This window comes from Streptococcus mitis, from assembly GCF_905187495.1.
GTDB lineage: Bacteria > Bacillota > Bacilli > Lactobacillales > Streptococcaceae > Streptococcus > Streptococcus mitis_CU.
In genome coordinates this window covers 101845-123732 of record NZ_CAJJIB010000001.1, presented here as the reverse complement: position 1 = coordinate 123732, position 21888 = coordinate 101845, and the positions used below count along the sequence as shown (strand labels likewise).

The following is a 21888-nucleotide window of genomic DNA, read 5'->3' as shown; positions in this document are numbered from 1 at the left end:
GGGATTGATTTTTTCCCTAATAATCCTATCTATCAAATCATATATTCTACACTATAGGTCGCATCCGAAAGTATTCGTGCCAAAAATTGCTTGGTTCGTTCTTCTTTTGGACGACTAAAGAATTCATGGGCATTATTCTCTTCAACAATTTTCCCACCATCCATAAAAATAACATGATTGGCTACATCTCTAGCAAAACCCATCTCATGAGTCACTACTACCATAGTAACTCCTTCTTTAGCTAACTGTTTTAAAACATCTAAAACATCCCCTACCAACTCTGGATCCAAGGCCGATGTTGGCTCATCTAATAAAATGACCTCTGGTTTCACAGCGATGGCACGCGCAATGCCGATTCGTTGTTGCTGACCTCCAGAAAGCTGAGAGGGATAGTAATCTTTATAAGCTAGTAAACCAACTTTTTCTAAGGCAGCTTCCGCACGTTTGGTTGCTTCTTCCTTAGGAATTTTCCGAGCAATTACCAAGCCCTCTAAAATATTTTCCAAGGCGGTCTTATTAGCAAATAAATTATAATGTTGGAAAACGAAGGCTGTCTTCTGGCGAATTTCTAAAATATCTTTTTTGGTCAATTTGCCAAGATCGTAGTCTTTATCAGCAAGCTTCAAAGAGCCACTATCGGCCTTTTCTAAATGATTGAGACATCTGAGAAAAGTCGTTTTACCTGATCCAGATGGCCCCAATATTACAACCACATCCCCTTGGTTGACCTTGAGATTAACATCTTCTAGGACTTGTCTGTCTCCAAATTTTTTTGCAACATGTTCTACTTGTAACATTGTCTCCTCCTATGCTAAACCTGTACTGGGCACTACTTGTCCCTTTTCTCTTCGAATATAGCGTTTCTCTATAATTGAAAAGCCCCATTGAATCAATCCGCAAATAAGAATGTACTGTAAAAAGATCACAAAATAGGATTCAAAATACTGATAACCATAAGACGCTTCAACACGGGCAATGGCTGTAATATCCTTAATGGTCATCACAAAAACCAAAGAGGTTCCTTTTACAATATTTATAACTAGATTAGCCAGATTGGGCAGAGCTGATCGCAAGGCCTGTGGAAAAATAATCCTCACATAAGCTTGACTAGTGGTTAAGCCAATCGCTTGTGCAGCTTCTAATTGTCCCTTATCCACAGTCAAAATAGCCGAACGTAAGATTTCTGATAAACTACCTGTTGTCATCAGGCTATAGATAATAAAAGCATAATAGATCGGATTGAGTTTAAAGATATCAACATCACTTCCTATGCTTTTGAGAAATTGATTGAGCAAACTCGGAAACAAACTATAAAAGAAAAGAATCAGCAAAATCGGAGGTGTTGCTCTTATAAAAGCTAGATACACGAGAGAGAAAGTTCGAACACCTTTTACTTTATATATTTGTCCCAGAGCTAAAAACAAGGCTGGTAGAAAACTTAAGATCATGGCTACAATCATGATAATCAAGGTGGTCGGTACCCCTTTTAAGGTCTCTAAAAAGGTTTTTGCAATATAGTCTAAATCCATATCCTATCTCCCTTTCGTTTCCAAAGATTTTTCTAACAAGCGACTCAAGAAGGAAACAGCCAAGGCTACACCCCAATAAAGAATGGCAACCGCTGTATAGGTTTCAAGAGAATAATTCCCCAAATTACGACTGATTAAGAGATTGCCAGCCCCCATGACATCTACAAAACCAATCGTATAGGCTAGGGCAGCATCTCGCATCAAATTTAGAATAGCGGTCGTCATATTTGGAAGAGCCACTTGAAAAGCCTGAGGAAAAATGATTCTCCAAAATGTCTGACTAGGTGTCAGACCAATACTGACTCCAGCTTCCATCTGACCTTTGGGAATTGCCTGATAGGACGCCTTAAATACTTCTGCAATGATAGCCGCAAATAGCAAGACCATAGTGAATAAGACAAAGACCGTCTTAGACCAGTTGTTGATATCTAAATTCAACCACCATTTTAAAAATTCAGGTAAACCATAAAAGACTAAAAACAGTAAGACAATGGGGGGAGTACAGCGAAGAGTGAAAATATAGCCCTTGGAAAGACCTGCAAAAGTCTTGTCTTCTCCCACTTGAGCCCAAGCCAATAAGCCACCGAAAAGGGAACCAAGGATTGTAGTAAAAAAGAGAATGGACAAGGTCATAGGAAGAGCCTGCCATAAGGTTGGTAAAAATTGGAACACTCTTGAAAAATCATATGAAACCATATAAACCTCTTTCTAATACTCAATGAAAATCAAAAAGCAAACTAGCCACAGGTTGCTCAAAACAGTGTTTTGAGGTTGTGGATAGAACTGACGAAGTCAGTAACCATACCTACGGCAAGGCGTCGTTGACGCGGTTTGAAGAGATTTTCGAAGAGTATAACATTCCTGATTGTTCATCTAATCTTTATCAACGTAGCTAAAGACGTCTTCTTTAAAGTATTTTTGAGAAAGTTTAGCTAGAGTGCCGTCTTCTTTTAATTCTTTAATCGCTTTTTCATACTCTTTAGCAAACTTCTCGCCCTTTTCATCACGGTGAATCAATGGATAGGTTGGGATTCCTTTATAAGGGAACCAGCTAAGTTTGTCCGCATATTGGTGGTAAGAACCATCCTCTGCTGTCACTGCTTTTTCAAAAGACAACTTGATATCAAAGAAGGCATCGTATCGTCCTTCTAAAACCCAAGCATAAGCATCTGCCACCTTGAATGATTCAGCAGCTGTCAACTCAATTGGTGTATCCTTATGCTTGTCATTATAGCTATTGATGACATTCCACTGGGCATTTTGAGGAGAGATGGGTACTAATTTTCCTTTATTTTTGGCGAAATCATCAATATTCTTATATTTGGCTTCATCTTCTTTTCTAACAGTAAAACCAATAATGCTGGCTCCTACTGGCTCAGATGGAATAATGAATTTCTTAGCCCGTTCATCTGTATACCAAGCACCTTTAGTTCCAATATCGTACTTGCCAGACTCAAGTCCAATCAAGAGATCATCATCACTAGTTCCAGTATACTCAAATTTATAATCTGCTAATTTCTCATCAACCGCCTTTAAAACAGCGACTTCATAACCATCTGATCCCCCTTTTTCGTCAATAAAATCATAAGGGACATAGTTTTGAGTATGGGCAACTTTTAAAGTTGTTACTTGTCCAGACGAAGCTGCATCTGCACCTTTAGCAGATGCTCCCGCCAAAGTTCTACCAATAATCGTTGCTCCAAGCACTGCCGCAACCGCAACTCCACCAATAATCCATGTTTTCTTACTCATATTCTTCTCCTTTATTTATCTAATGCCTCTCTCACCCACTGGATACGCTCCACTGCAATATCACTCGGAATGGTACAATCTGCTCCAAGTATGAAGCCCTCTTTTCCTGTTTCTTCTACCAATCGTTTGGTTTCAGCTTGAATTTCTTCCTTACTGCCTCGATAAATAAGGCCATCTTTACCGTTTTCAAATCCTCCCAGAACAGCACGACCCTTGAAAATCTCACGACCTTCTTTTAGGCTAATTCCTTCTGGACCAACTGCCCAGTTAAAAACATGAGCTGGATAGTCGGCAAAGATATGAATATCGTTTCGAGCTCCTTCATAGCCACAGATATGAAGGATATTTACCCCACCAACCGACTTAGCCGCTTTTAAAACAGTCAGTTCACTCGGTGCAATAATCTCCTGATAGGCTTCAGCAGAAACACGCGCATCCTGAATACTTTGCACACTGAGATAAATACCGTCTGCTCCTGCATCTTTAATAATAGCTTGACTCAAGCTAGCGATATCTTGCGCAATCACATCAAGGACTTTTTTCAATTTCTGAGAATCTTGAACTAAGAAATCTGCAATGAGATCATCTCCACCAGACACTTCTCCAAGTAACCATTTGAGGTAGGTCACAGGCGCAAAAATATTGTAAATAGCAACAATGTCCTCCGTAAACTCCTGCTTAATCTTCTTCACTAATTCTACCTGCTCTCTAATCCACGGATGATCTTCACCCAGAGGTTGAATCTCCGCCAGCTCTTGGAGTGACTTCCCTTTGGCAATAACTGGATTTGGATAAGCAAAATAGCCATCACTCATCAACTTGATAAAGTCTGGATTTAGTTCACGGATAAATTGTTTGTGACCTTGTATGTTCTTTTCAATAATCACAGGATTGGAAAATCCCTTTAACCATTCCTCTTCTGATGTAAAGTGGTGCCAAAAACCTACAGGTACACGGTCAACCACTTCTCCTCTAAATGCTTTTAAAACCCATTCTCTTTTTTCTGACATCTCTATTCTCCATTTCTTTCTTTTTCGACTAATAAAACACTGGCAATATCATTGGTTTGAATAAAAGGAAGACTTCCCTTCTGAAAATCCTGAATCCCATGACATCTTGACCCTTCCTTACAATTAAATCCCTTGGTAATACTAATCGCAAGTAGGATGACAAAGCCAAGGACCATCCCTGCCAATAGCCACTTTTTTCTTTTCATAAGGCCCTCCTATTCTAAAATAGCAGCCTGACGAATCCAGTCCAATCTTTCTAATTCAAAGTCATCTGGAACTGTACAATCCGCTCCAAGAAGGACCCCTCTAGTCCCAGCCTCAGCTAACAAGCGTTTGGTTTCCTCTTGTAGTTTAGCCTTGCTACCTCCATAAAGCAGGCTCTGCTTCCCATTTTCAAAACCACCCAAGACCGCTTTGCCATGAAATAGCTCCTGACCTTGAGGTAAACTGACTGCTTCATGGTGGGTTGCCCAATTGAAAACCTGGGCTGGATAATCTTTGAAAATAGTCACATTGTTACTGGCACCTTGGAAACCGCAGATATGCAGGATATTTACCCCACCTACCTGATTGGCAGCTTCTAAAACCTTTATGTTGCTTGGCTCAATATAGGTCTGATACAATTCTGCTGTGATGCGCTCATCCTGAATTTCTTGAGTACTGAGATAGATTCCATCTGCTCCACCATCCTGAATGATTTTTTTAGTTAGGATAGCGATATCCTCTGCTATCACGTCTAAAATTTCACTGAATAACTCTGGATTTTCAAGAAAAATATCTGCAACCTCCTTATCACCTCTAGAAGTCTCTGTACGAAACCATCTTTTCAGATAGGAAATTGGAGAAAAGATATTGTAGAATGAAGCAATGTCCTCAGTGAAGGTTGCTCGAATAGCTTGTACCACTTCTACTTGTTGCTGAATCCAAGGATGGTTTTCACCAATCGACTCAATAGAAGCCAGCTCCTGAATACTTGAAACCAAAGGACTGTAGACATTACTTGGATAAATAAAAAATCCGTCACTCATCATTTTGACAAAATCAGGATGAATTTTTTCAACGTACTCCCGATGTCCCTCTACACTTTTTTGAAAGATACGTAGGTTATTTAAACCTTGCCCTTTTTCCTCCAGTGTTACAAAATGAAACCAAAAGCCTACAGGAACTCGTTCCACCTCTTCTCCTCGGATGGCTTTAAAAACTAGCTCTCTTTTACTTGTCATACTTTTCTCCTTCCATTTGGATTGAAACCATCTTACCACTCCTTTTGACCTTTTCCCAATATATATTGACTATCGACTTGATTGAGATTGTTTATATCAATAGAGAAAAAAACCTCTGGAAAGCTTGATTTTACTAGCTTTTCAGAGATTCTTTTCTGTTTATTGCTTTTTTAAAATAGTTGTTATATAGATTTTTTATCAGCCTGATTAGGATTTTTTATTAAGCCTCTTTCATGGCAAAATAAGCCCGTACTTTGGGTACAACTTGTGTACCGAAGAGTTCAATAGCTCTCAGGACTTGTTCATGAGGCATAGAACCAAGAGGTAGGTGCAACATAAAGCGATCCAAACCTAAGTCTTCAATCATGCGAATCAATTTTTCGGCCACCTGATCTGAATTGCCCACAAACATAGCACCATTTGGCCCAACTTGCTCCAAATATTGCTCATAACGCAATTCCTGCCAGTGCGGACGGTCTTTGGAAATAGCATCCACCACTTGCTTAGTCGGATGGAAATAATCTTTTACAGCCTGCTCACCATCTTCAGCAATCCAACCCCAAGAATGAGCTCCAACCTTTAGTTCCTGACTGGCATAACCCGCTTCGCTTCCAATCTCACGATAAGCCTGAATCAACTTTTTAAAATAACGCGGATTGCCACCAATAATAGCATAAACAATCGGTAGACCAGCCTGAGCAATCTTCACAGTTGATTCGACATGACCACCTGTCGCTATCCACAAGGGCAATTTGTCCTGAACTGGACGAGGATAAACTTCTTTGCCAGAGATTGTTTGGGTCAATCGACCTTGCCAATCTAGTTTTATCTTTTCATTGACTAATTGAAGCAAGTCTAATTTCTCATCAAAAAGAGCTTCGTAGTCTTTCAAATCATAGCCAAACAAGGGAAAAGATTCCGTGAAAGAACCCCTTCCGGCCATAATCTCCGCACGTCCATTTGACAAAGCATCGATAGTGGCATATTGTTGGAACAATCGAATCGGATCCATACTTGAGAGAATGCTGACTGCACTGGTCAAACGAATCTTCTTGGTATTGACTGCCCCAGCTGCCAGAACAATCTCTGGCGCAGATATCGCAAAATCCGCTCGATGGTGCTCACCAATCCCATACACATCCAAACCAACCTTGTCAGCCAGTTCAATCTCTGCCAGCAACTGGCGAATGCGTTCAGCATGACTGTAAGTTTGCCCAGTCCCTTCAAGCTCCGTTGTTTCTCCAAATGTTGAAATTCCCAATTCTACCACAGTGATTCTCCTTGTCTATTCCGGTCCTTCATTTTGAAAAATTATTCTAACACGAATCTTGAGTACAAGCAACCGATTTGCTCACAAGAAAAAGCCTAGATAACTAGACTTTTTAAGCTTATTCTACCGTTACTGACTTAGCAAGGTTACGTGGTTTGTCCACATCAAGCCCACGGTGGAGTGTTGCAAAGTAAGCGACTAATTGCGTTGGCACGACCATTGAAATTGGTGAGAGGTAAGGGTGTACAGTCGTAAGGACGATATCATCTGTATCTTTGGCAACATTTTCTTCTGCAATAGTGAGAACCTTGGCACCACGGGCTGCCACCTCTTGGATATTTCCACGAGTGTGGTTGGCAAGGACTGGATCTGACAAGAGAGCCAAAACAGGCGTTCCTTCTTCAATCAAGGCAATAGTTCCGTGCTTGAGTTCTCCTGCCGCAAAGCCTTCACACTGGATATAAGAAATCTCTTTGAGTTTAAGGCTTGCTTCCATAGCTACGTAGTAATCTTGACCACGCCCAATATAAAAGGCGTTGCGAGTTGTTTCAAGAAGCTCACGAACCTTGGCTTCAATGGTTTCTTTCTCTGAAAGAGTTGATTCGATAGACTGAGCTACGATTGACAACTCATGAACCAAGTCAAAGACTTGCGCTTTAGCATTGCCATTTGCTTCTCCTACTGCTTTTGCAAGAAAAGCAAGGGCTGCAATTTGTGCTGTATAAGCCTTTGTTGATGCTACGGCAATTTCAGGACCTGCATGAAGGAGCATGGTATGATTGGCTTCACGTGAAAGAGTTGAACCTGGTACGTTTGTCACTGTCAAGCTTGGGATTCCCATTTCATTAGCCTTGACCAAAACCTGACGGCTATCCGCCGTTTCACCAGACTGACTGATAAAGATGAAGAGTGGTTTCTTGCTGAGAAGTGGCATACCGTAACCCCACTCAGATGAAATTCCAAGTTCAACTGGTGTATCTGTCAATTCTTCCAACATTTTCTTAGAAGCAAATCCTGCGTGGTAAGATGTCCCAGCTGCAAGGATGTAGATACGGTCTGCGTCTTGAACAGCCTGGATGATAGCTGGGTCTACTACTACTTGACCAGCCTCATCTGTGTAGGCTTGGATTAGTTTACGCATAACAGTTGGTTGCTCGTCAATTTCCTTAAGCATGTAGTAAGGGTAAGTTCCTTTACCGATATCTGACAAGTCTAGCTCAGCAGTGTAGCTAGCACGCTCACGACGATTTCCATCATAGTCTTGAACTTCCACACTATCAGCCTTGACGATTACCAACTCTTGGTCATGAATTTCCATGTATTGGTTGGTTTCACGAATCATAGCCATGGCGTCTGAACAAACCATATTGTAGCCTTCCCCAAGACCAATCAAAAGTGGTGATTTATTTTTAGCCACGTAGATGACTTCAGGATCTTGTGAGTCAACCAAGGCAAAGGCATAAGAACCACGGATGATGTGAAGAGCTTTTTTGAAGGCTTCAAGAACTGACAAGCCATCTTCTTCTGCAAATTTTCCAATCAAGTGAACGGCGATTTCCGTATCTGTTTGCCCTTTGAAGTGGTGACCTGAAAGGTATTCTTCCTTGATTTCAAGGTAGTTCTCAATCACCCCATTGTGCACCAAAACAAAACGTTCAGTCTCAGAGCGATGTGGGTGAGCATTGTCCTCAGTTGGTTTCCCGTGAGTTGCCCAACGAGTATGTCCGATCCCAGTTGTTCCCTCAACACCAGCTGTCTTGGCAGACAATTCTGCAATACGACCAACAGCCTTGACTAGGTGGTTTTCAGCACCACCTAGGACAAAAATCCCCGCAGAATCATAACCACGGTATTCGAGCTTTTCAAGCCCTTGAATCAAAATATCAGTTGCATTTGTGTTTCCAACAACACCAACAATTCCACACATAGTATATACGACACAGGCAAGCTGTGCTTTCTCCTTAAAATTGGTATAGTCTAATTCCCCTTTTATAGAATCAGCAAGAACAGTATATACTTGTTTCTTTCACTTGTCAAGAGTAAAAATTGGTATAGTTCAAATTAAGCTCCTGTAAGCAAAAAACTCTGACCAATTAGGATAATCAGTCAGAGTCCTTTTTAAAATCCATTATTATCGCTTAATTCCTTGAACCAATTCCCTGATTTCTTCAGACGACGTTCTTGCGTTTCCAAGTCTAATTCGACTAAACCATAGCGATTTTTATAGCTGTTGAGCCATGACCAGCAATCAATAAAGGTCCAGATTAAGTATCCTTTACAGTTGGCTCCATCTTCAATAGCACGGTGAAGTTCACGAAGATGACCTTTTACAAAGTCAATACGGTAATCATCTTGAATCATCCCATCTTGACGGAATTTTTCTTCCCCTTCAACACCCATACCATTCTCTGTCAACATCCACTCAATATTGCCATAATTTTTCTTGATATTTTGGGCTATGTCATAAATCCCTTGCTCATAAATCTCCCAACCACGGTGAGGATTAATTTTACGTCCAGGCATCACATAAGGCTCATAAAAATGTTCTGGCAAAAGAGGACTCTCTGGATGCTTAGCAAATCGAGGCGCCATAACACGCAAAGGTTGATAGTAGTTGACACCAAGGAAGTCCACCGTATTTTCACGAATGAGATCCAACTCCTCCTCTGTAGCATCAGGCAAGAGACCGTGTTCATGCAAGATTTCTACCAACTCCTGTGGATAAGTCCCCAAAACAGATGGATCTAAGAAAGATTGGGCCTGAAAAAGGTCCGCAATACGAGCAGCCTTGACATCAGTAGGATGCTGACTGCGTGGATAAGCCGGTGTCAAGTTTAAGACAATCCCAATCTTGGAATCTGGCAAAAGTTCATGACAAGCCTTAACCGCCCGACTGCTGGCCAATTGTGTATGATAAGCTACTTTAATGGCTGCCTCTGCATCCACCTTATGTGGATAATGGGCATCGTAAAAATAACCAAATTCTACTGGAACGATGGGCTCGTTAAAGGTAATCCATTGATCCACTAAATCTCCATAAGTCTCAAAACAAAAACGAGCATAGTCTTCATAGGCTGAGACAGTCGCCTTATTTTCCCAACCATCACCCGCTTCTTGAAGAGCAAAAGGCAGATCAAAATGATAGAGATTGACTAAAAGACGAATCCCTTTGGCCTTAATAGCCTCAAAAACCTTACGATAGAAATCCACACCTTGAGCATTGACTTTTCCACGCCCTTGTGGAAAAATCCGTGACCACTGAATAGAAGTCCGAAAGGCCGTATGACCAGTTTCTACTAGTAGCTCAATATCCTTTTCCCAGTTTTCATAAAAGGTTGATGTTTTATCTGGACCAATCCCATTATAGTAACGATTTGGCTCCACTTGGTACCAATAATCCCAGAGATTATCTCCCTTACCGTCACCAGCTACACGTCCTTCTGTTTGTGGTCCAGAAGTAGAGGATCCCCAGACAAAATCCTTTGGAAATCTTAGCATACATTTACCTCTTTATCTACTCATTTTTCTCATTATACAGAAAAAACAAGGTAAAAACTAGTTACATTTTTTCCTTGTTTTTCTTCTGATTATAGTTTTTATTTCTTGCTGAGAATTTCAAGCGTTTCAAGTAAGTTATCTGCATGAACTTCGATAGTATCACCAGTCGCTTTAATCTTCACTTCTACGATGCCATCGGCTGCTTTCTTCCCAACAGTGATACGGATTGGCAACCCAATCAAATCGCTATCGCTGAATTTGACTCCGACACGTTCATTACGGTCGTCTGTCAAGACTTCGTAACCAGCTCCCATCAAGCTTGCTTCAAGCTTTTCTGTCAAGGCTTGCGCTTCTTCATCTTTGACATTGACAGTAATCAAGTGCACGTCAAATGGTGCCAACTCTTTAGGGAAGTTGATTCCCCAAGCATAACGGTATTCACCTTTTGGCGTTTTATTAACAAAGAGGCGAGCGTGTTGCTCCATCACTGCTGAAAGGAGACGGCTGACACCGATACCATATGAACCCATGATGATCGGTACAGCACGGCCATTTTCATCCAAGACATCTGCTCCCATGCTTGCTGAGTAGCGAGTACCGAGTTTAAAGATGTGACCAATTTCGATACCACGCGCAAAGTTAAGGACACCTTGTCCGTCTGGAGAAATTTCACCCTCACGAACTTCACGGATATCCACATATTCTGCAATAAAGTCACGACCTGGGTTCACACCAGTCAAGTGGTAGCCATCTTCGTTAGCACCGACAACTGCATTGCGAACATCTTGCACCTTACGATCTGCAATAATTTTAATATTCTCTGGCAAACCAACTGGTCCAAGTGAACCGAACCCTGCTTGAACAAGATTCGCCACTTTTTCTTCGCTAGCAACGTCAAAGAAATCTGCTCCCAAATGGTTTTTCAACTTAACTTCATTAAGTTGGTCATTTCCAACTAGAAGGGCTGCAACAAGCTCACCATCTGCCATGTAGAAGAGGGTTTTAATTGTTTGTTCTTCTGGAACATTGAGGAAGGCTGCAACTTCATCGATTGATTTAACATCTGGCGTTGCAACACGAGTTACTTCTTCTTCAGCGACAACACGGTTGCTTGGTTTGTACTCGTTTGTTGCCATTTCTAAGTTAGCCGCATAGCTAGACTCACTTGAGTAAGCAATGGTATCTTCACCAGAAACCATCCATTTGAGCAATTCTGCCTTGATTTCTTCTTGCACTTCTGTAGGAATTTCATCAAATGAGGCAACTGACTTGTCCAAGACAACCCAGCGGTCAAGGTCTGTACGAGCAGGTGTAATGGCCATAAATTCTTGGCTGTCCTTACCACCCATGGCTCCACCGTCACCGATGATAGCCTTGAAGTCTAAACCACTACGAGTGAAAATACGCTCATAGGCAGCCTTGTATTCATCATAAGTTACATCTAAGCTATCATAATTAGAGTGGAAGCTATAACCGTCTTTCATAATAAACTCACGCGTACGGAGAAGTCCATTACGTGGGCGTTTCTCATCACGATACTTAGGTTGAATTTGATAGAGATTAAGTGGTAATTGCTTGTAAGACTTAACAGAATCACGAACAATAGTTGTAAAGGTTTCTTCGTGAGTTGGACCTAGGATAAAGTCTGATTTTTCGCGGTTTTTTAGTTTATAAAGGTCTTCACCATAAGTTTCGTAACGACCTGATTCGCGCCACAACTCTGCACTGAGAAGGGCTGGAGCCAACATCTCAACGGCACCAATCTTGTCGAATTCTTGGCGCATGATGTTTTTAGCTTTTTCAATCACACGGTTGGCAAGTGGTAAGTAAGAATAAACACCTGCAGATACTTGACGAACATAACCAGCGCGCAACATAAGAGCATGGCTGATAACTTGAGCATCACTTGGCATTTCGCGAAGCGTTGGGATAAGCATTTTACTTTGTTTCATAATATTCCTCGATTATCTAAAAAAGAGTCGCATGATGTCATTCCAAGTCACAGCAATCATCAAGACAACCATGATGACCACTCCGGCCAAGGTGACATAGGTTTCAATTTCTTGTTTTAATGGTTTACGGCGAATGGCTTCCAGGATATTGAGCACAATCTTACCACCATCCAATGCTGGAATCGGAATAAGATTAAAAATCCCAATATTGATGGAAATCACTGCCAAGAAGTTCAAGACATTCTCAATTCCATTTTTAGCAGCATCACTACTTGCCTTAAAGATGGCAACAGGTCCACCTAGCTTGTTCAAATCCGGTTGGAAAATCAGATTTTTCAGATCTGATAGAATTCGTAGGGCCGAGTCAGCAGCAGTTGTAAAACCACCTACAAACATAGATACAAAATCTGATTTAATCCCCGGTTGAACACCTAGAAGGTAACGACCTTGACTTTCTTCCGGAGTAACAGTGACTTGTTTGTCACTACCATTTTCAAAAATAGTTACATCCAAGGTCGGGGCCGTCTTATCTTTGGTTTCTGATTCCACAGCCTGAATCAAACTTTCCCAGTTGCTAACCTCATGTGAACCAATCTTGGTAATCTGTGCCGTTTCTGGTACTCCTACCTTAGCCAAGGCCCCTTGGGGCAAGATATGGAACTGGTTGGTATCGACATCTCTGACTCCACCCTGCATGAAGATTAAAATCCAGAAAACAACGACACCTAAGATAAAGTTGTTCATAGGACCTGCAAAATTAGTAATGAGTTTCCCCCAGATAGTCGCATTTTGATATTGAACATCTAAAGGTGCAATCCGAACCTCAGTACCATCTGCTTCCACAACCGTTGCATCGTGATCCACTGCAAATGTTTTTTCTTCTTCCAGAACCAAGCCCTTGATAAAGAGCTTGTCTTCAAAATCAAACTGGGTCACCTGCATAGGAAGAGCTGTTTGATCCAATTTTTTACCTGAAAGATTGATGCGCTTAACCTTACCATCATCAGCAAGAGTCAAACTGACAGGAGTTCCTGTCTTGATTTCAGTTGTATCATCACCCCAACCGGCCATGCGAACATAGCCACCCAGAGGCAAGATTCGAATGGTATAGGCCGTTCCATCCTTGCCAATGTGAGCAAAGATTTTGGGACCCATACCAATGGCAAATTCACGCACTAGAATCCCTGATTTCTTGGCAAAGTAGAAATGTCCGAACTCGTGCACCACTACAATAATCCCAAAAACCAGAATAAAGGTTAAAATTCCGAGCATAGTATTTCCTCCGTCTTTTGATTAAAAGAGTCCAAACAAGTGCATAATTGGAAATACAAGCAACATACTATCGAAACGATCCAAAACACCACCATGTCCAGGAATAAATTTCCCAGAATCCTTGACACCAAAGTGACGCTTGATCGAACTTTCTAGTAAATCACCAAATTGTCCAGCAATGCTAAAGAAAATAGCAAAGACTGACATCTTGTAAATTCCATACGGAAGAGCAACTGTACTGTCAAACATCATAAAGATGATAGTTACTAAAATAGCACCTAAAATACCACCCAAGGCACCCTCAAAGGTTTTATTTGGAGAAACTGTCGGAGCTAATTTTCGTTTACCATAGTTCATCCCAACAAGATAGGCACCACTGTCTGTCGCCCAGACGATGCACAAGGCCAATAGAGCCTTATCTAAACCTGCAACGCGAGCATCTAGTAAAGCATTAAAACCAAAGCCCACGTAGAAACTCATAGCAAGCGGGAAAACAGCATCCTCAATCGTATAAGACTTGCTAAAAACAGTCGTTCCTAACATAATTGAAATCAAAACACTGTAGGCAACCACATTCCCATCAACTGGCAAAAAAGTCAGGTAATTCTCCAAGGGAATGGTCAAGGCAAAGGTTGCAAAGAGGGTTAAGAGACCCTCCATCGTCATGGTCTCTAGACCTCTCATCTTCAAAAGTTCATGCATGGCTAGCATGGCTATGATTCCAATTGCTATCTGCAGCAAGAGTCCCCCAATCATTAAAATTGGTAGGAAAATAGCCAGGGCAATCCCTGCAAACAAGGTTCTTTTCTGTAAATCCTGTGTCATATTTCCTCCTAAACTCCTCCAAATCGGCGATGACGACGATTGTAGGCAAGAATGGCTTCCTGCAAGGCCATCTCGTCAAAATCAGGCCACAAGGTGTCCGTAAAATAGAGCTCACTATAGGCTCCCTGCCATGGAAGGAAATTGCTCAAACGCAATTCTCCACTGGTACGGATAATCAAGTCTGGGTCTCGTAACTCCTTAGGCAAATGCTGGGTGAAGAGATAGTTACCAATCAATTCCTCTGTGATGTCACCTGGGTTGATTTTGGCATCTAACACATCCTGGGAAATCAACTTAATAGCCTGTGTAATCTCAGCACGTCCACCATAGTTGAGGGCAAAATTAAGAATTAATCCTGTGTTGTTCTTAGTTAATTCCTCAGCCTTGGTCAGAGCTTCAAAGGTTTGCTTAGGCAGGCGGTCCGTTTCCCCAATCATTTGAATCTTAACATTATTCGCATGCAATTCCGGGACATAATTATCATAAAACTCTACTGGCAAGTTCATGATAAACTTGACTTCCTGATCTGGACGGGTCCAGTTTTCTGTAGAAAAAGCATAGACCGTAATAACCTTAACGCCTAGTTTGTTGGCTGCCTTGGTCACAGTTTGCAATGCTTCCATGCCCGCCTTATGTCCGAAGACTCGCGGTTGCATACGTTTCTTAGCCCAACGACCATTCCCATCCATGATGATGCCGATATGAGCAGGAACCTGTGTCGGAACCTCTACTTCCACAGCCTTATCTTTCTTAAAAAATCCAAACATGATCTTATTCCTATTCAAAAATCTATCGTTTCATTATACCATATTTCCCTATTTTCTTCTATCACTAAGCTATTTATACTCTTCGAAAATCAAATTCAAACCACGTCAGCTCTATCTGCAACCTCAAAACAGCGTTTTGAGCAGCCCGCGGCTAGCTTCCTAGTTTGCTCTTTGATTTTCATTGAGTATTATTCTCAGGCACAAAGCCCATTTTTCAAAAAAATAAGTCGCCTGATTGGGCGACTCTATTTTTTATAGGGAGATTATTATGAAAAAGTTTTAGGAGTTTAAGTTAAGGTCTTCTTAACTTATGGACTTAGTATACACTCCCTAGCTTAAAGTTTCCTTAAGTATTTTTAAAAATCAAATTTTTCCATTTCTCCTGCCAATTTTTCTTGGATAGACGTGTTCGATAAAGTTCCATTCGGTCTTCATTCTCTAAAAAATGAGGAGTTGGACGAACTTGAAAATTTAAAATATCCTCCAAACCATAAGGTGCATAGAGTTCAAAATCGGATTCTTCATTCAAGCGCAGTCCAACAGCCGTACATCGTTCTGGATACTTACTCATAGCATCACAAGAGCTGCTATAGGGAGCAGTATGAGGGCTGTGCTGGTGCATATAGACCTGATTTTTCAATTCCCACTGGTACTGAGGAAAGTCCTCTCTCAGCTTTTTCTCTAGGGACAAGGTTTCCTCGTAAGAAATATCTGGATCAAAGAAAATTACATCTACATCTGTTTCACAGTCAAAAGGGGATTTGTCTGACAAGAGATTCCAGATGAAATTTCTGACAGAACCTGCTGCCAACCATGAGTCTTTCAGGCCAAGGTTTTGGATGATCGTCAGAATAGCCATCATATCCGGATTTTCTCTAAAAGCCTCTAGAATTTCTTGCTCATTTTTCACTATATTCATAACCTAAGTGCTCATATGCCTTAGCAGTCGCCACCCGTCCAGACCGTGTCCGCATGATAAAACCCTTTTGAATCAAGTAGGGCTCATACATATCTTCAACTGTCTCACGCTCTTCTGCTATGTTAACAGAAAGAGTTCCTAATCCGACAGGGCCACCACCGTACATTTCAATCATGGTCCGAAGGATTTTTTGGTCCACATAGTCCAAACCTTCATGGTCAACATCCAGCATGGTTAAAGCCTTATCGGTAATAAGATCATCGATAACCCCATTCCCCATAATCTGGGCAAAATCGCGCACGCGCTTGAGGAGACGATTGGCAATACGAGGGGTCCCACGGCTACGTAGTGCTAACTCAGACGCTGCCTCATGAGTGATTTCCATCTCAAAAATATCTGCCGTCCGCTCAACAATTTCTGTCAAGTCAGCATGAGCATAATACTCCATATGCCCCGTAATCCCAAAACGTGCCCGTAGCGGATTTGAGAGCATACCTGCCCGAGTCGTCGCACCAATCAAGGTAAAAGGTGGCAATTCCAAATGAACACTGCGACTGCCTTCACCAGCCCCAATCATGATATCAATGTAGAAGTCCTCCATGGCACTATAAAGCACCTCTTCCACTGACATTGGCAAACGATGAATCTCATCAATAAAGAGAACATCCCCAGGCTCTAAGTCATTCAAAATCGCTACCAAATCACCGGCTTTTTCAATGACTGGACCCGAAGTCTGCTTGAGATTGACACCTAGTTCGTTGGCAATAACAAAAGCCATGGTCGTTTTTCCCAAGCCTGGAGGGCCAAATAAAAGCACATGATCCAGCGCTTCATCCCGCATTTTGGCAGCTTCTATAAAGATTTGAAGCTGGTCCTTGACCTTATCCTGCCCAATATATTCACGTAAATACTGAGGACGGAGCGTGCGTTCTACTAACTCCTCGTCCCCCATTATCTCATTATCTAAAATTCTACTCATGGCTCTATTATATCAAAAAACCAAGCCACAAACAAAAAAGCCACCTGATTGGGTGACTCCAGAGTTTAGCACCTATGTGGTATAACATTCTACGGCACTGCTACACCGCCTACGAAAGGAGGTGAGATAGCCCATACTCAAAACTATCATCGGACCAATTGTGGTCGGTGTCGTTCTTCGCTTAGTCGATAAATGGCTAAACAAGGATAAATAGTGTCAAAAAAGACCCCTAGCTTATTTGGTCGTGAGCTTGGGGCCTTTTCTAGCCTATGATATAGAACTAGTACTCAATTCCTTTTTATTATCCCATAGTTCACAAAATTTTTCAAAGGTTTATATTCGTGGCTTTTCAAGCTTTAACCGCTGTACAACAATATGATGACTCACTCCTTGAAAACCAAGAGCATTATTACAGTAGTTCTAGTCCTTCAATTAACAGTCACTTAAATTCAAAGTAAGGTTGAAGTAGCTGAAGCGACAACAGACCTATTTATTAGTCATATTCGCTAAAAAAAGTCCCCGCCAATTCCCCGACCAAAATCCGAAAAATATCGGAAAATGATTTTTAGAATAGTCCCCAAAATCCTGAAATAGAGCCAAAAAACTCCACCTGATTGGGTGGAGTTAAGGGAGATTATTATGAAAAAGAAAAGTTTAGGATTTTATTAAATAAAGTTAGGAGGTCTTTATTTAATAACTATATGATACAAGACGAAGCTTAAAACTAGCTTAACTTTTCTCAAATTTTACTATTTTGCAATAAAATTCTATCACCATCACCTATCCACGAAAAAAGCCACCTGATTGGGTGACTTCATTAGGAGATTATGATGAAAAAAGTTTTAGGATTTCATTAAATAAAGTTAGGAGGTCTTTATTTAATGATTATATAATACTAGACCAGTCTTAAATTTTGCTTAAGAAAAACAAGTTTTATTATTTTTCTCGATTCATCCAAGTCATTCCTATACAATTATAGGTGGATAAGATTTCAAAGCCCATAGAACGATAGAATCCCAAGGTTCTTTCTGTCTGGTCTGTTACCAGCTGGACTTGATAGGCATCTTTATAAGCCTCTAAAGCCTGTTTCATCAAGGCACTACCAATCCCTTGGCGCTGATAGATTGGTAAAACAATTAAATCCTGAACCAATACTGATGAGAATCCATCTCCAACCAAACGAATCAAACCCACCACAGCATCGCCATCAAGTGCCACATAAATCTCTAATGAATGAGATAAGGCCTGCTCCAGCATCTGAGGTTGATTTGTATAATTTGTCCAACCGACAGCCTGATAGAGATGCAAAACGTCCTCTAGTTTGACGATTTCTTGCTTTTTAATAGTAATCATCTCAACACCTCTTAAAGCTCTCTCAAGCTCTTGTACTGTCGTCCATTGTTATCAAAATTTTCAGGAGACAGCCATGCCTCCAAACGAGCTTTAACTTGAGGCCAGTCCTCATCAATCATAGAGAGCCAATCCGTATCCCTCGTCCGCCCCTTATAAATGACTGCCTGACGGAAGGTTCCTTCATAAATAAAGCCCAAACGCTCCGCAGCTCGTCTGGATGGCAGGTTAAAAGCATCGCATTTCCACTCATAACGGCGATAGTTAAGCTCCTCAAAGACATAGCAAGCCAAGAGATATTGGGCTTCGGTTCCAATCCGAGTCCCCTTGATCTCTGGAGAAAAAGTGACAGCTCCCACTTCTATTACTCTGTTATTCTGGTCAATACGCATGAGAGAAAAAGTTCCCAAAGCCTTACCAGTTGCTTTGTCTATGATTGCATAGTAAAAACGGTCCTTACGAGCCAACATCTGATTTAAAAGGCTAATCAACTCCCCCATGTCTGCCACTGGTTCCTGAAAAAGGTAGGTCCACATCTCCCGAGGAGTATCCGGACCATAAACAGCTAATAAATCCTCCGTATGCTTTTCCACTGAAAGAGCTTCTATTCGAGCATATCGCCCTTCTAAGAAATCAATAGAAGGCAATTCACCTGGTGTATAACCTTCCATTGACTCACCAATCATTTGACCATATTCATTTACTGGCATAACTTTCCCCTTGTTTTGCTTTCCAAACTTTATAGTTGCCCATAGTATATCATACTTTCATAAGAAGATTCAAAAAATCCTCCAGATTCTACTCTGAAGGATTCCTATCTTATTTCACAACGATATTAACTAATTTATTCGGTACACTAATCACTTTCACGATTTCCTTACCGTCAATCTCTGCTTTGACTTTTTCATCAGCCAGAGCAATTTCTTGTAATTCTTCTCGTGACAAGTCTTTAGATACCATGAGTTTAGCGCGGACTTTTCCTTTAATTTGGACGACGATTTCGATTTCGTCTTCAACTAATTTGCTTTCGTCCCAAGTTGGCCAAGCTACATAAGAGATAGATTCTCCTGTTGCTGCTACTGTTTGCCAGAGTTCTTCTGCCAAGTGAGGTGCAAATGGTGCAATCAATTGTATAAAGCCTTTGGCGTAGTCCACATAGAGTTTGTCTTCCTTGTTCGCCGCGTTGACAAAGACCATGAGTTGGGCAATGGCTGTATTGAATTTCATAGACTCAATTTGCTCTGTGACAGCTTTAACGGTTTCATTGTAAACCTTGTCAAGAGCACCATCGTTTTCCACAACAATTTCCTTACTTGTAATCAAACGGTAAACACGGTCAAGGAATTTACGACTTCCTTCCAGACCTTCTTCTGACCAAGCGATAGAAGCATCGAGTGGCCCCATAAACATTTCATAGACGCGAAGGGTATCGGCACCGTATTGTTCCACTACGTCGTCTGGGTTGACAACGTTCTTAAGAGATTTAGACATCTTGGCTGGTGCTTGCTCCAACTCCTCTCCTGTTTCCACATGGAAGAAGGAACCGTCGCGTTTTTCAACCTTATCAGTCGCTACAAGCGCGCCACGATGGTCACGGTAGCTTGTTCCCAAAATCATCCCTTGGTTAAAGAGTTTTTGGAATGGTTCCTTAGTTGGAACAACACCGAGGTCATAGAGGAATTTGTGCCAGAAACGAGCGTAAAGCAAATGAAGAACGGCGTGTTCTGCTCCACCCACGTAGATATCTACTGGTAACCATTGTTTGAGAAGGTCCTCATCAGCCAATTTCTCAGTATTGTGTGGATCAATATAGCGAAGGTAGTACCAGCTTGAACCAGCCCACTGTGGCATAGTGTTTGTTTCACGACGACCCTTGACGCCATCTTCACGAGTCACTTCCAACCAGTCAGTCAAGTTAGCTAGCGGACTCTCCCCAGTACCTGAAGGGCGGATATCCTTGGTTACTGGCAAGACAAGTGGCAATTCACTTTCAGGAACAGCTGTTGAAGTTCCATCTTCCCAATGAATGATTGGGATCGGCTCACCCCAGTAACGTTGACGGCTAAAGAGCCAGTCGCGGAGACGGTAGGTCACCTTCTCTTGTCCACAACCTTTTTCTTCCAACCAAGCCACAATCTTATCAATAGCGTCTTCTTTGTTCAATCCATCTAGGAAGTCTGAATTGACATGAAGTCCATCTTCTGTGTAGGCAGCTTCTTCTACGTTTCCACCTTCAAGTACTTCGACGATTGGAAGCTCAAATTGTTTGGCAAATTCCCAGTCACGTTGGTCATGAGCAGGTACAGCCATTACCGCACCTGTTCCATAACTAGCAAGAACATAGTCTGCAATCCAGATTGGAATTTCCTTGCCGTTTACAGGGTTGATGGCATAAGCACCAGTCCAAACCCCTGTTTTTTCCTTGGCAAGGTCTGTACGAGCCAAGTCTGATTTCAGACTAGCTTGGTGTTTATAGTCTGCTACAGCCTCTGCTTGCTCTGGACTTGTAATCGCATCAACCAAATCATGCTCAGGAGCCAAGACAGTGAAAGTTGCACCGAAAAGGGTATCAGGACGAGTCGTAAAGACGGTGAATTCCTTTTCTGTTCCCTTAACTTTAAAGGTTACATTGGCACCAGTTGATTTACCAATCCAGTTGCGTTGCATGTCCTTGATAGACTCTGGCCAATCCAACTCATCCAAGTCATTAAGCAAGCGTTCTGCATAGGCTGTAATTTTAAGCATCCATTGACGCATTGGTTTGCGGACAACAGGATAGCCACCACGCTCAGAAGTTCCATCAGGAAGAACCTCTTCGTTGGCGATGGCAGTTCCCAATTCTTCAACCCAGTTTACTGGCACTTCCGCTTCATAGGCCAAGCCCTTTTCGTAAAGCTTAGTGAAAATCCACTGAGTCCACTTGTAGTAGTTTGGATCTGTTGTGTTAACTTCACGGTCCCAGTCATAAGAAAATCCAAGCGCATTGATTTGGCGTTTGAAGTTGGCAATGTTCTCAGCTGTAAATTCTGCTGGGTCATTACCTGTATCCATAGCGTATTGCTCTGCAGGCAAACCAAAAGCATCCCAACCCATTGGATGAAGGACATTGTAGCCTTGCGCACGTTTGTAACGGCTAAGGATATCGGTTGCAGTATAACCTTCTGGGTGTCCTACGTGTAGACCCGCTCCAGATGGATAAGGGAACATATCAAGAGCATAAAACTTTGGTTTTGATGCATCTGTTCCTGTCTTAAATGTATGATGTTCTGCCCAGTAGCCCTGCCACTTAGGCTCAATTTCTTTATGATTGTAAAAACTCATGGTCTCTCTCCAATTTTGTGATGTTACTATTATACCATTTTTGAGGGAATTTGAAAGATGAGAAATGTTCTTTTGGGCTTGTATAGCAAGAAAGACCGAGTCGCAAATCCAACTTACTTAGCAGAATAAAAAATTAGCTCACACTTGGAGCTAACTTCTATTAACTGTTTGTCTCTTTCATATTTTTCCCCCTAACGCCTTTGACTCATATTCCCCGTTTT

Annotated in this window: 20 protein-coding genes; 1 reads left to right on the top strand and 19 read right to left on the bottom strand. The window is 41.6% G+C overall.

Annotated elements, in window-relative coordinates; translation table 11 throughout:
• Positions 1-32: 32 nt before the first annotated feature.
• The 16 genes from JQ843_RS00665 to ruvB form a co-directional block, all read right to left on the bottom strand.
• The gene (locus JQ843_RS00665; RefSeq protein WP_203212627.1) at positions 33-797 is read right to left on the bottom strand and encodes an amino acid ABC transporter ATP-binding protein; all 765 of its coding nucleotides are present in this window, start codon (positions 795-797) and stop codon (positions 33-35) included.
• 9 nt (positions 798-806) lie between these two features.
• Positions 807-1529, bottom strand: a complete 723-nt coding sequence (locus tag JQ843_RS00660) for an amino acid ABC transporter permease (RefSeq protein WP_024056765.1) — start codon at positions 1527-1529, stop codon at positions 807-809.
• A gap of 3 nt (positions 1530-1532) precedes the next feature.
• Positions 1533-2225, bottom strand: coding sequence for an amino acid ABC transporter permease (locus JQ843_RS00655; RefSeq protein ID WP_004256697.1), 693 nt, complete (start codon positions 2223-2225; stop codon positions 1533-1535).
• A 177-nt stretch (positions 2226-2402) separates the two neighbouring features.
• Positions 2403-3281 (bottom strand): transporter substrate-binding domain-containing protein, encoded by an 879-nt coding sequence (locus JQ843_RS00650; RefSeq protein ID WP_125454386.1) that lies wholly within the window; start codon positions 3279-3281, stop codon positions 2403-2405.
• Positions 3282-3292: 11 nt separating this feature from the next.
• Positions 3293-4291 carry a uroporphyrinogen decarboxylase family protein gene (locus JQ843_RS00645; protein WP_203212626.1) on the bottom strand — a complete coding sequence of 333 codons (999 nt, stop codon included), beginning with the start codon at positions 4289-4291 and terminating at the stop codon, positions 3293-3295.
• 2 nt (positions 4292-4293) lie between these two features.
• Complete coding sequence (locus tag JQ843_RS00640; protein ID WP_004256687.1) at positions 4294-4497, bottom strand: hypothetical protein; 204 nt, start codon at positions 4495-4497, stop codon at positions 4294-4296.
• Between the two features lie 9 nt (positions 4498-4506).
• On the bottom strand, positions 4507-5514 hold the full coding sequence (locus JQ843_RS00635; RefSeq protein ID WP_203212625.1) for a uroporphyrinogen decarboxylase family protein: 1008 nt from the start codon (positions 5512-5514) through the stop codon (positions 4507-4509).
• A 220-nt stretch (positions 5515-5734) separates the two neighbouring features.
• A complete protein-coding gene (locus JQ843_RS00630; protein WP_049542595.1) occupies positions 5735-6784 on the bottom strand; it encodes an LLM class flavin-dependent oxidoreductase in 1050 nt (349 codons plus the stop codon).
• 118 nt (positions 6785-6902) lie between these two features.
• Complete coding sequence (gene glmS, locus JQ843_RS00625) at positions 6903-8711, bottom strand: glutamine--fructose-6-phosphate transaminase (isomerizing) (RefSeq protein ID WP_125454384.1); 1809 nt, start codon at positions 8709-8711, stop codon at positions 6903-6905.
• A gap of 191 nt (positions 8712-8902) precedes the next feature.
• On the bottom strand, positions 8903-10282 hold the full coding sequence (bglA, locus tag JQ843_RS00620) for a 6-phospho-beta-glucosidase (RefSeq protein ID WP_203212624.1): 1380 nt from the start codon (positions 10280-10282) through the stop codon (positions 8903-8905).
• 98 nt (positions 10283-10380) lie between these two features.
• A complete protein-coding gene (locus JQ843_RS00615; RefSeq protein ID WP_203212623.1) occupies positions 10381-12234 on the bottom strand; it encodes a proline--tRNA ligase in 1854 nt (617 codons plus the stop codon).
• A gap of 12 nt (positions 12235-12246) precedes the next feature.
• The gene (gene rseP, locus JQ843_RS00610) at positions 12247-13506 is read right to left on the bottom strand and encodes an RIP metalloprotease RseP (protein ID WP_203212622.1); all 1260 of its coding nucleotides are present in this window, start codon (positions 13504-13506) and stop codon (positions 12247-12249) included.
• Between the two features lie 21 nt (positions 13507-13527).
• Positions 13528-14331 carry a phosphatidate cytidylyltransferase gene (locus tag JQ843_RS00605; RefSeq protein ID WP_049540615.1) on the bottom strand — a complete coding sequence of 268 codons (804 nt, stop codon included), beginning with the start codon at positions 14329-14331 and terminating at the stop codon, positions 13528-13530.
• Positions 14332-14339: 8 nt separating this feature from the next.
• Positions 14340-15098, bottom strand: a complete 759-nt coding sequence (locus JQ843_RS00600) for an isoprenyl transferase (protein WP_203212621.1) — start codon at positions 15096-15098, stop codon at positions 14340-14342.
• 346 nt (positions 15099-15444) lie between these two features.
• The gene (locus JQ843_RS00595; RefSeq protein ID WP_045605093.1) at positions 15445-16017 is read right to left on the bottom strand and encodes a nucleotidyltransferase family protein; all 573 of its coding nucleotides are present in this window, start codon (positions 16015-16017) and stop codon (positions 15445-15447) included.
• Positions 15998-16996 carry a Holliday junction branch migration DNA helicase RuvB gene (gene ruvB / locus JQ843_RS00590; RefSeq protein WP_004239104.1) on the bottom strand — a complete coding sequence of 333 codons (999 nt, stop codon included), beginning with the start codon at positions 16994-16996 and terminating at the stop codon, positions 15998-16000. The genes JQ843_RS00595 and ruvB overlap by 20 nt, the downstream gene beginning before the upstream one ends.
• A 133-nt stretch (positions 16997-17129) precedes the next feature.
• Here ruvB and JQ843_RS00585 point away from each other — a divergent pair, with 133 nt between their 5' ends.
• Positions 17130-17210 (top strand): type I toxin-antitoxin system Fst family toxin, encoded by an 81-nt coding sequence (locus JQ843_RS00585; RefSeq protein WP_084819591.1) that lies wholly within the window; start codon positions 17130-17132, stop codon positions 17208-17210.
• Positions 17211-17932: 722 nt separating this feature from the next.
• Here the strand turns inward: JQ843_RS00585 and JQ843_RS00580 are convergent.
• The 3 genes from JQ843_RS00580 to leuS all read right to left on the bottom strand — a co-directional run bounded on the left by JQ843_RS00580 (position 17933) and on the right by leuS (position 21667).
• Positions 17933-18349 (bottom strand): GNAT family N-acetyltransferase, encoded by a 417-nt coding sequence (locus JQ843_RS00580; RefSeq protein ID WP_203212620.1) that lies wholly within the window; start codon positions 18347-18349, stop codon positions 17933-17935.
• An 11-nt stretch (positions 18350-18360) separates the two neighbouring features.
• The gene (locus JQ843_RS00575; protein ID WP_203212619.1) at positions 18361-19056 is read right to left on the bottom strand and encodes a GNAT family N-acetyltransferase; all 696 of its coding nucleotides are present in this window, start codon (positions 19054-19056) and stop codon (positions 18361-18363) included.
• Between the two features lie 109 nt (positions 19057-19165).
• A complete protein-coding gene (leuS, locus tag JQ843_RS00570) occupies positions 19166-21667 on the bottom strand; it encodes a leucine--tRNA ligase (protein ID WP_203212618.1) in 2502 nt (833 codons plus the stop codon).
• Positions 21668-21888: the final 221 nt, after the last annotated feature.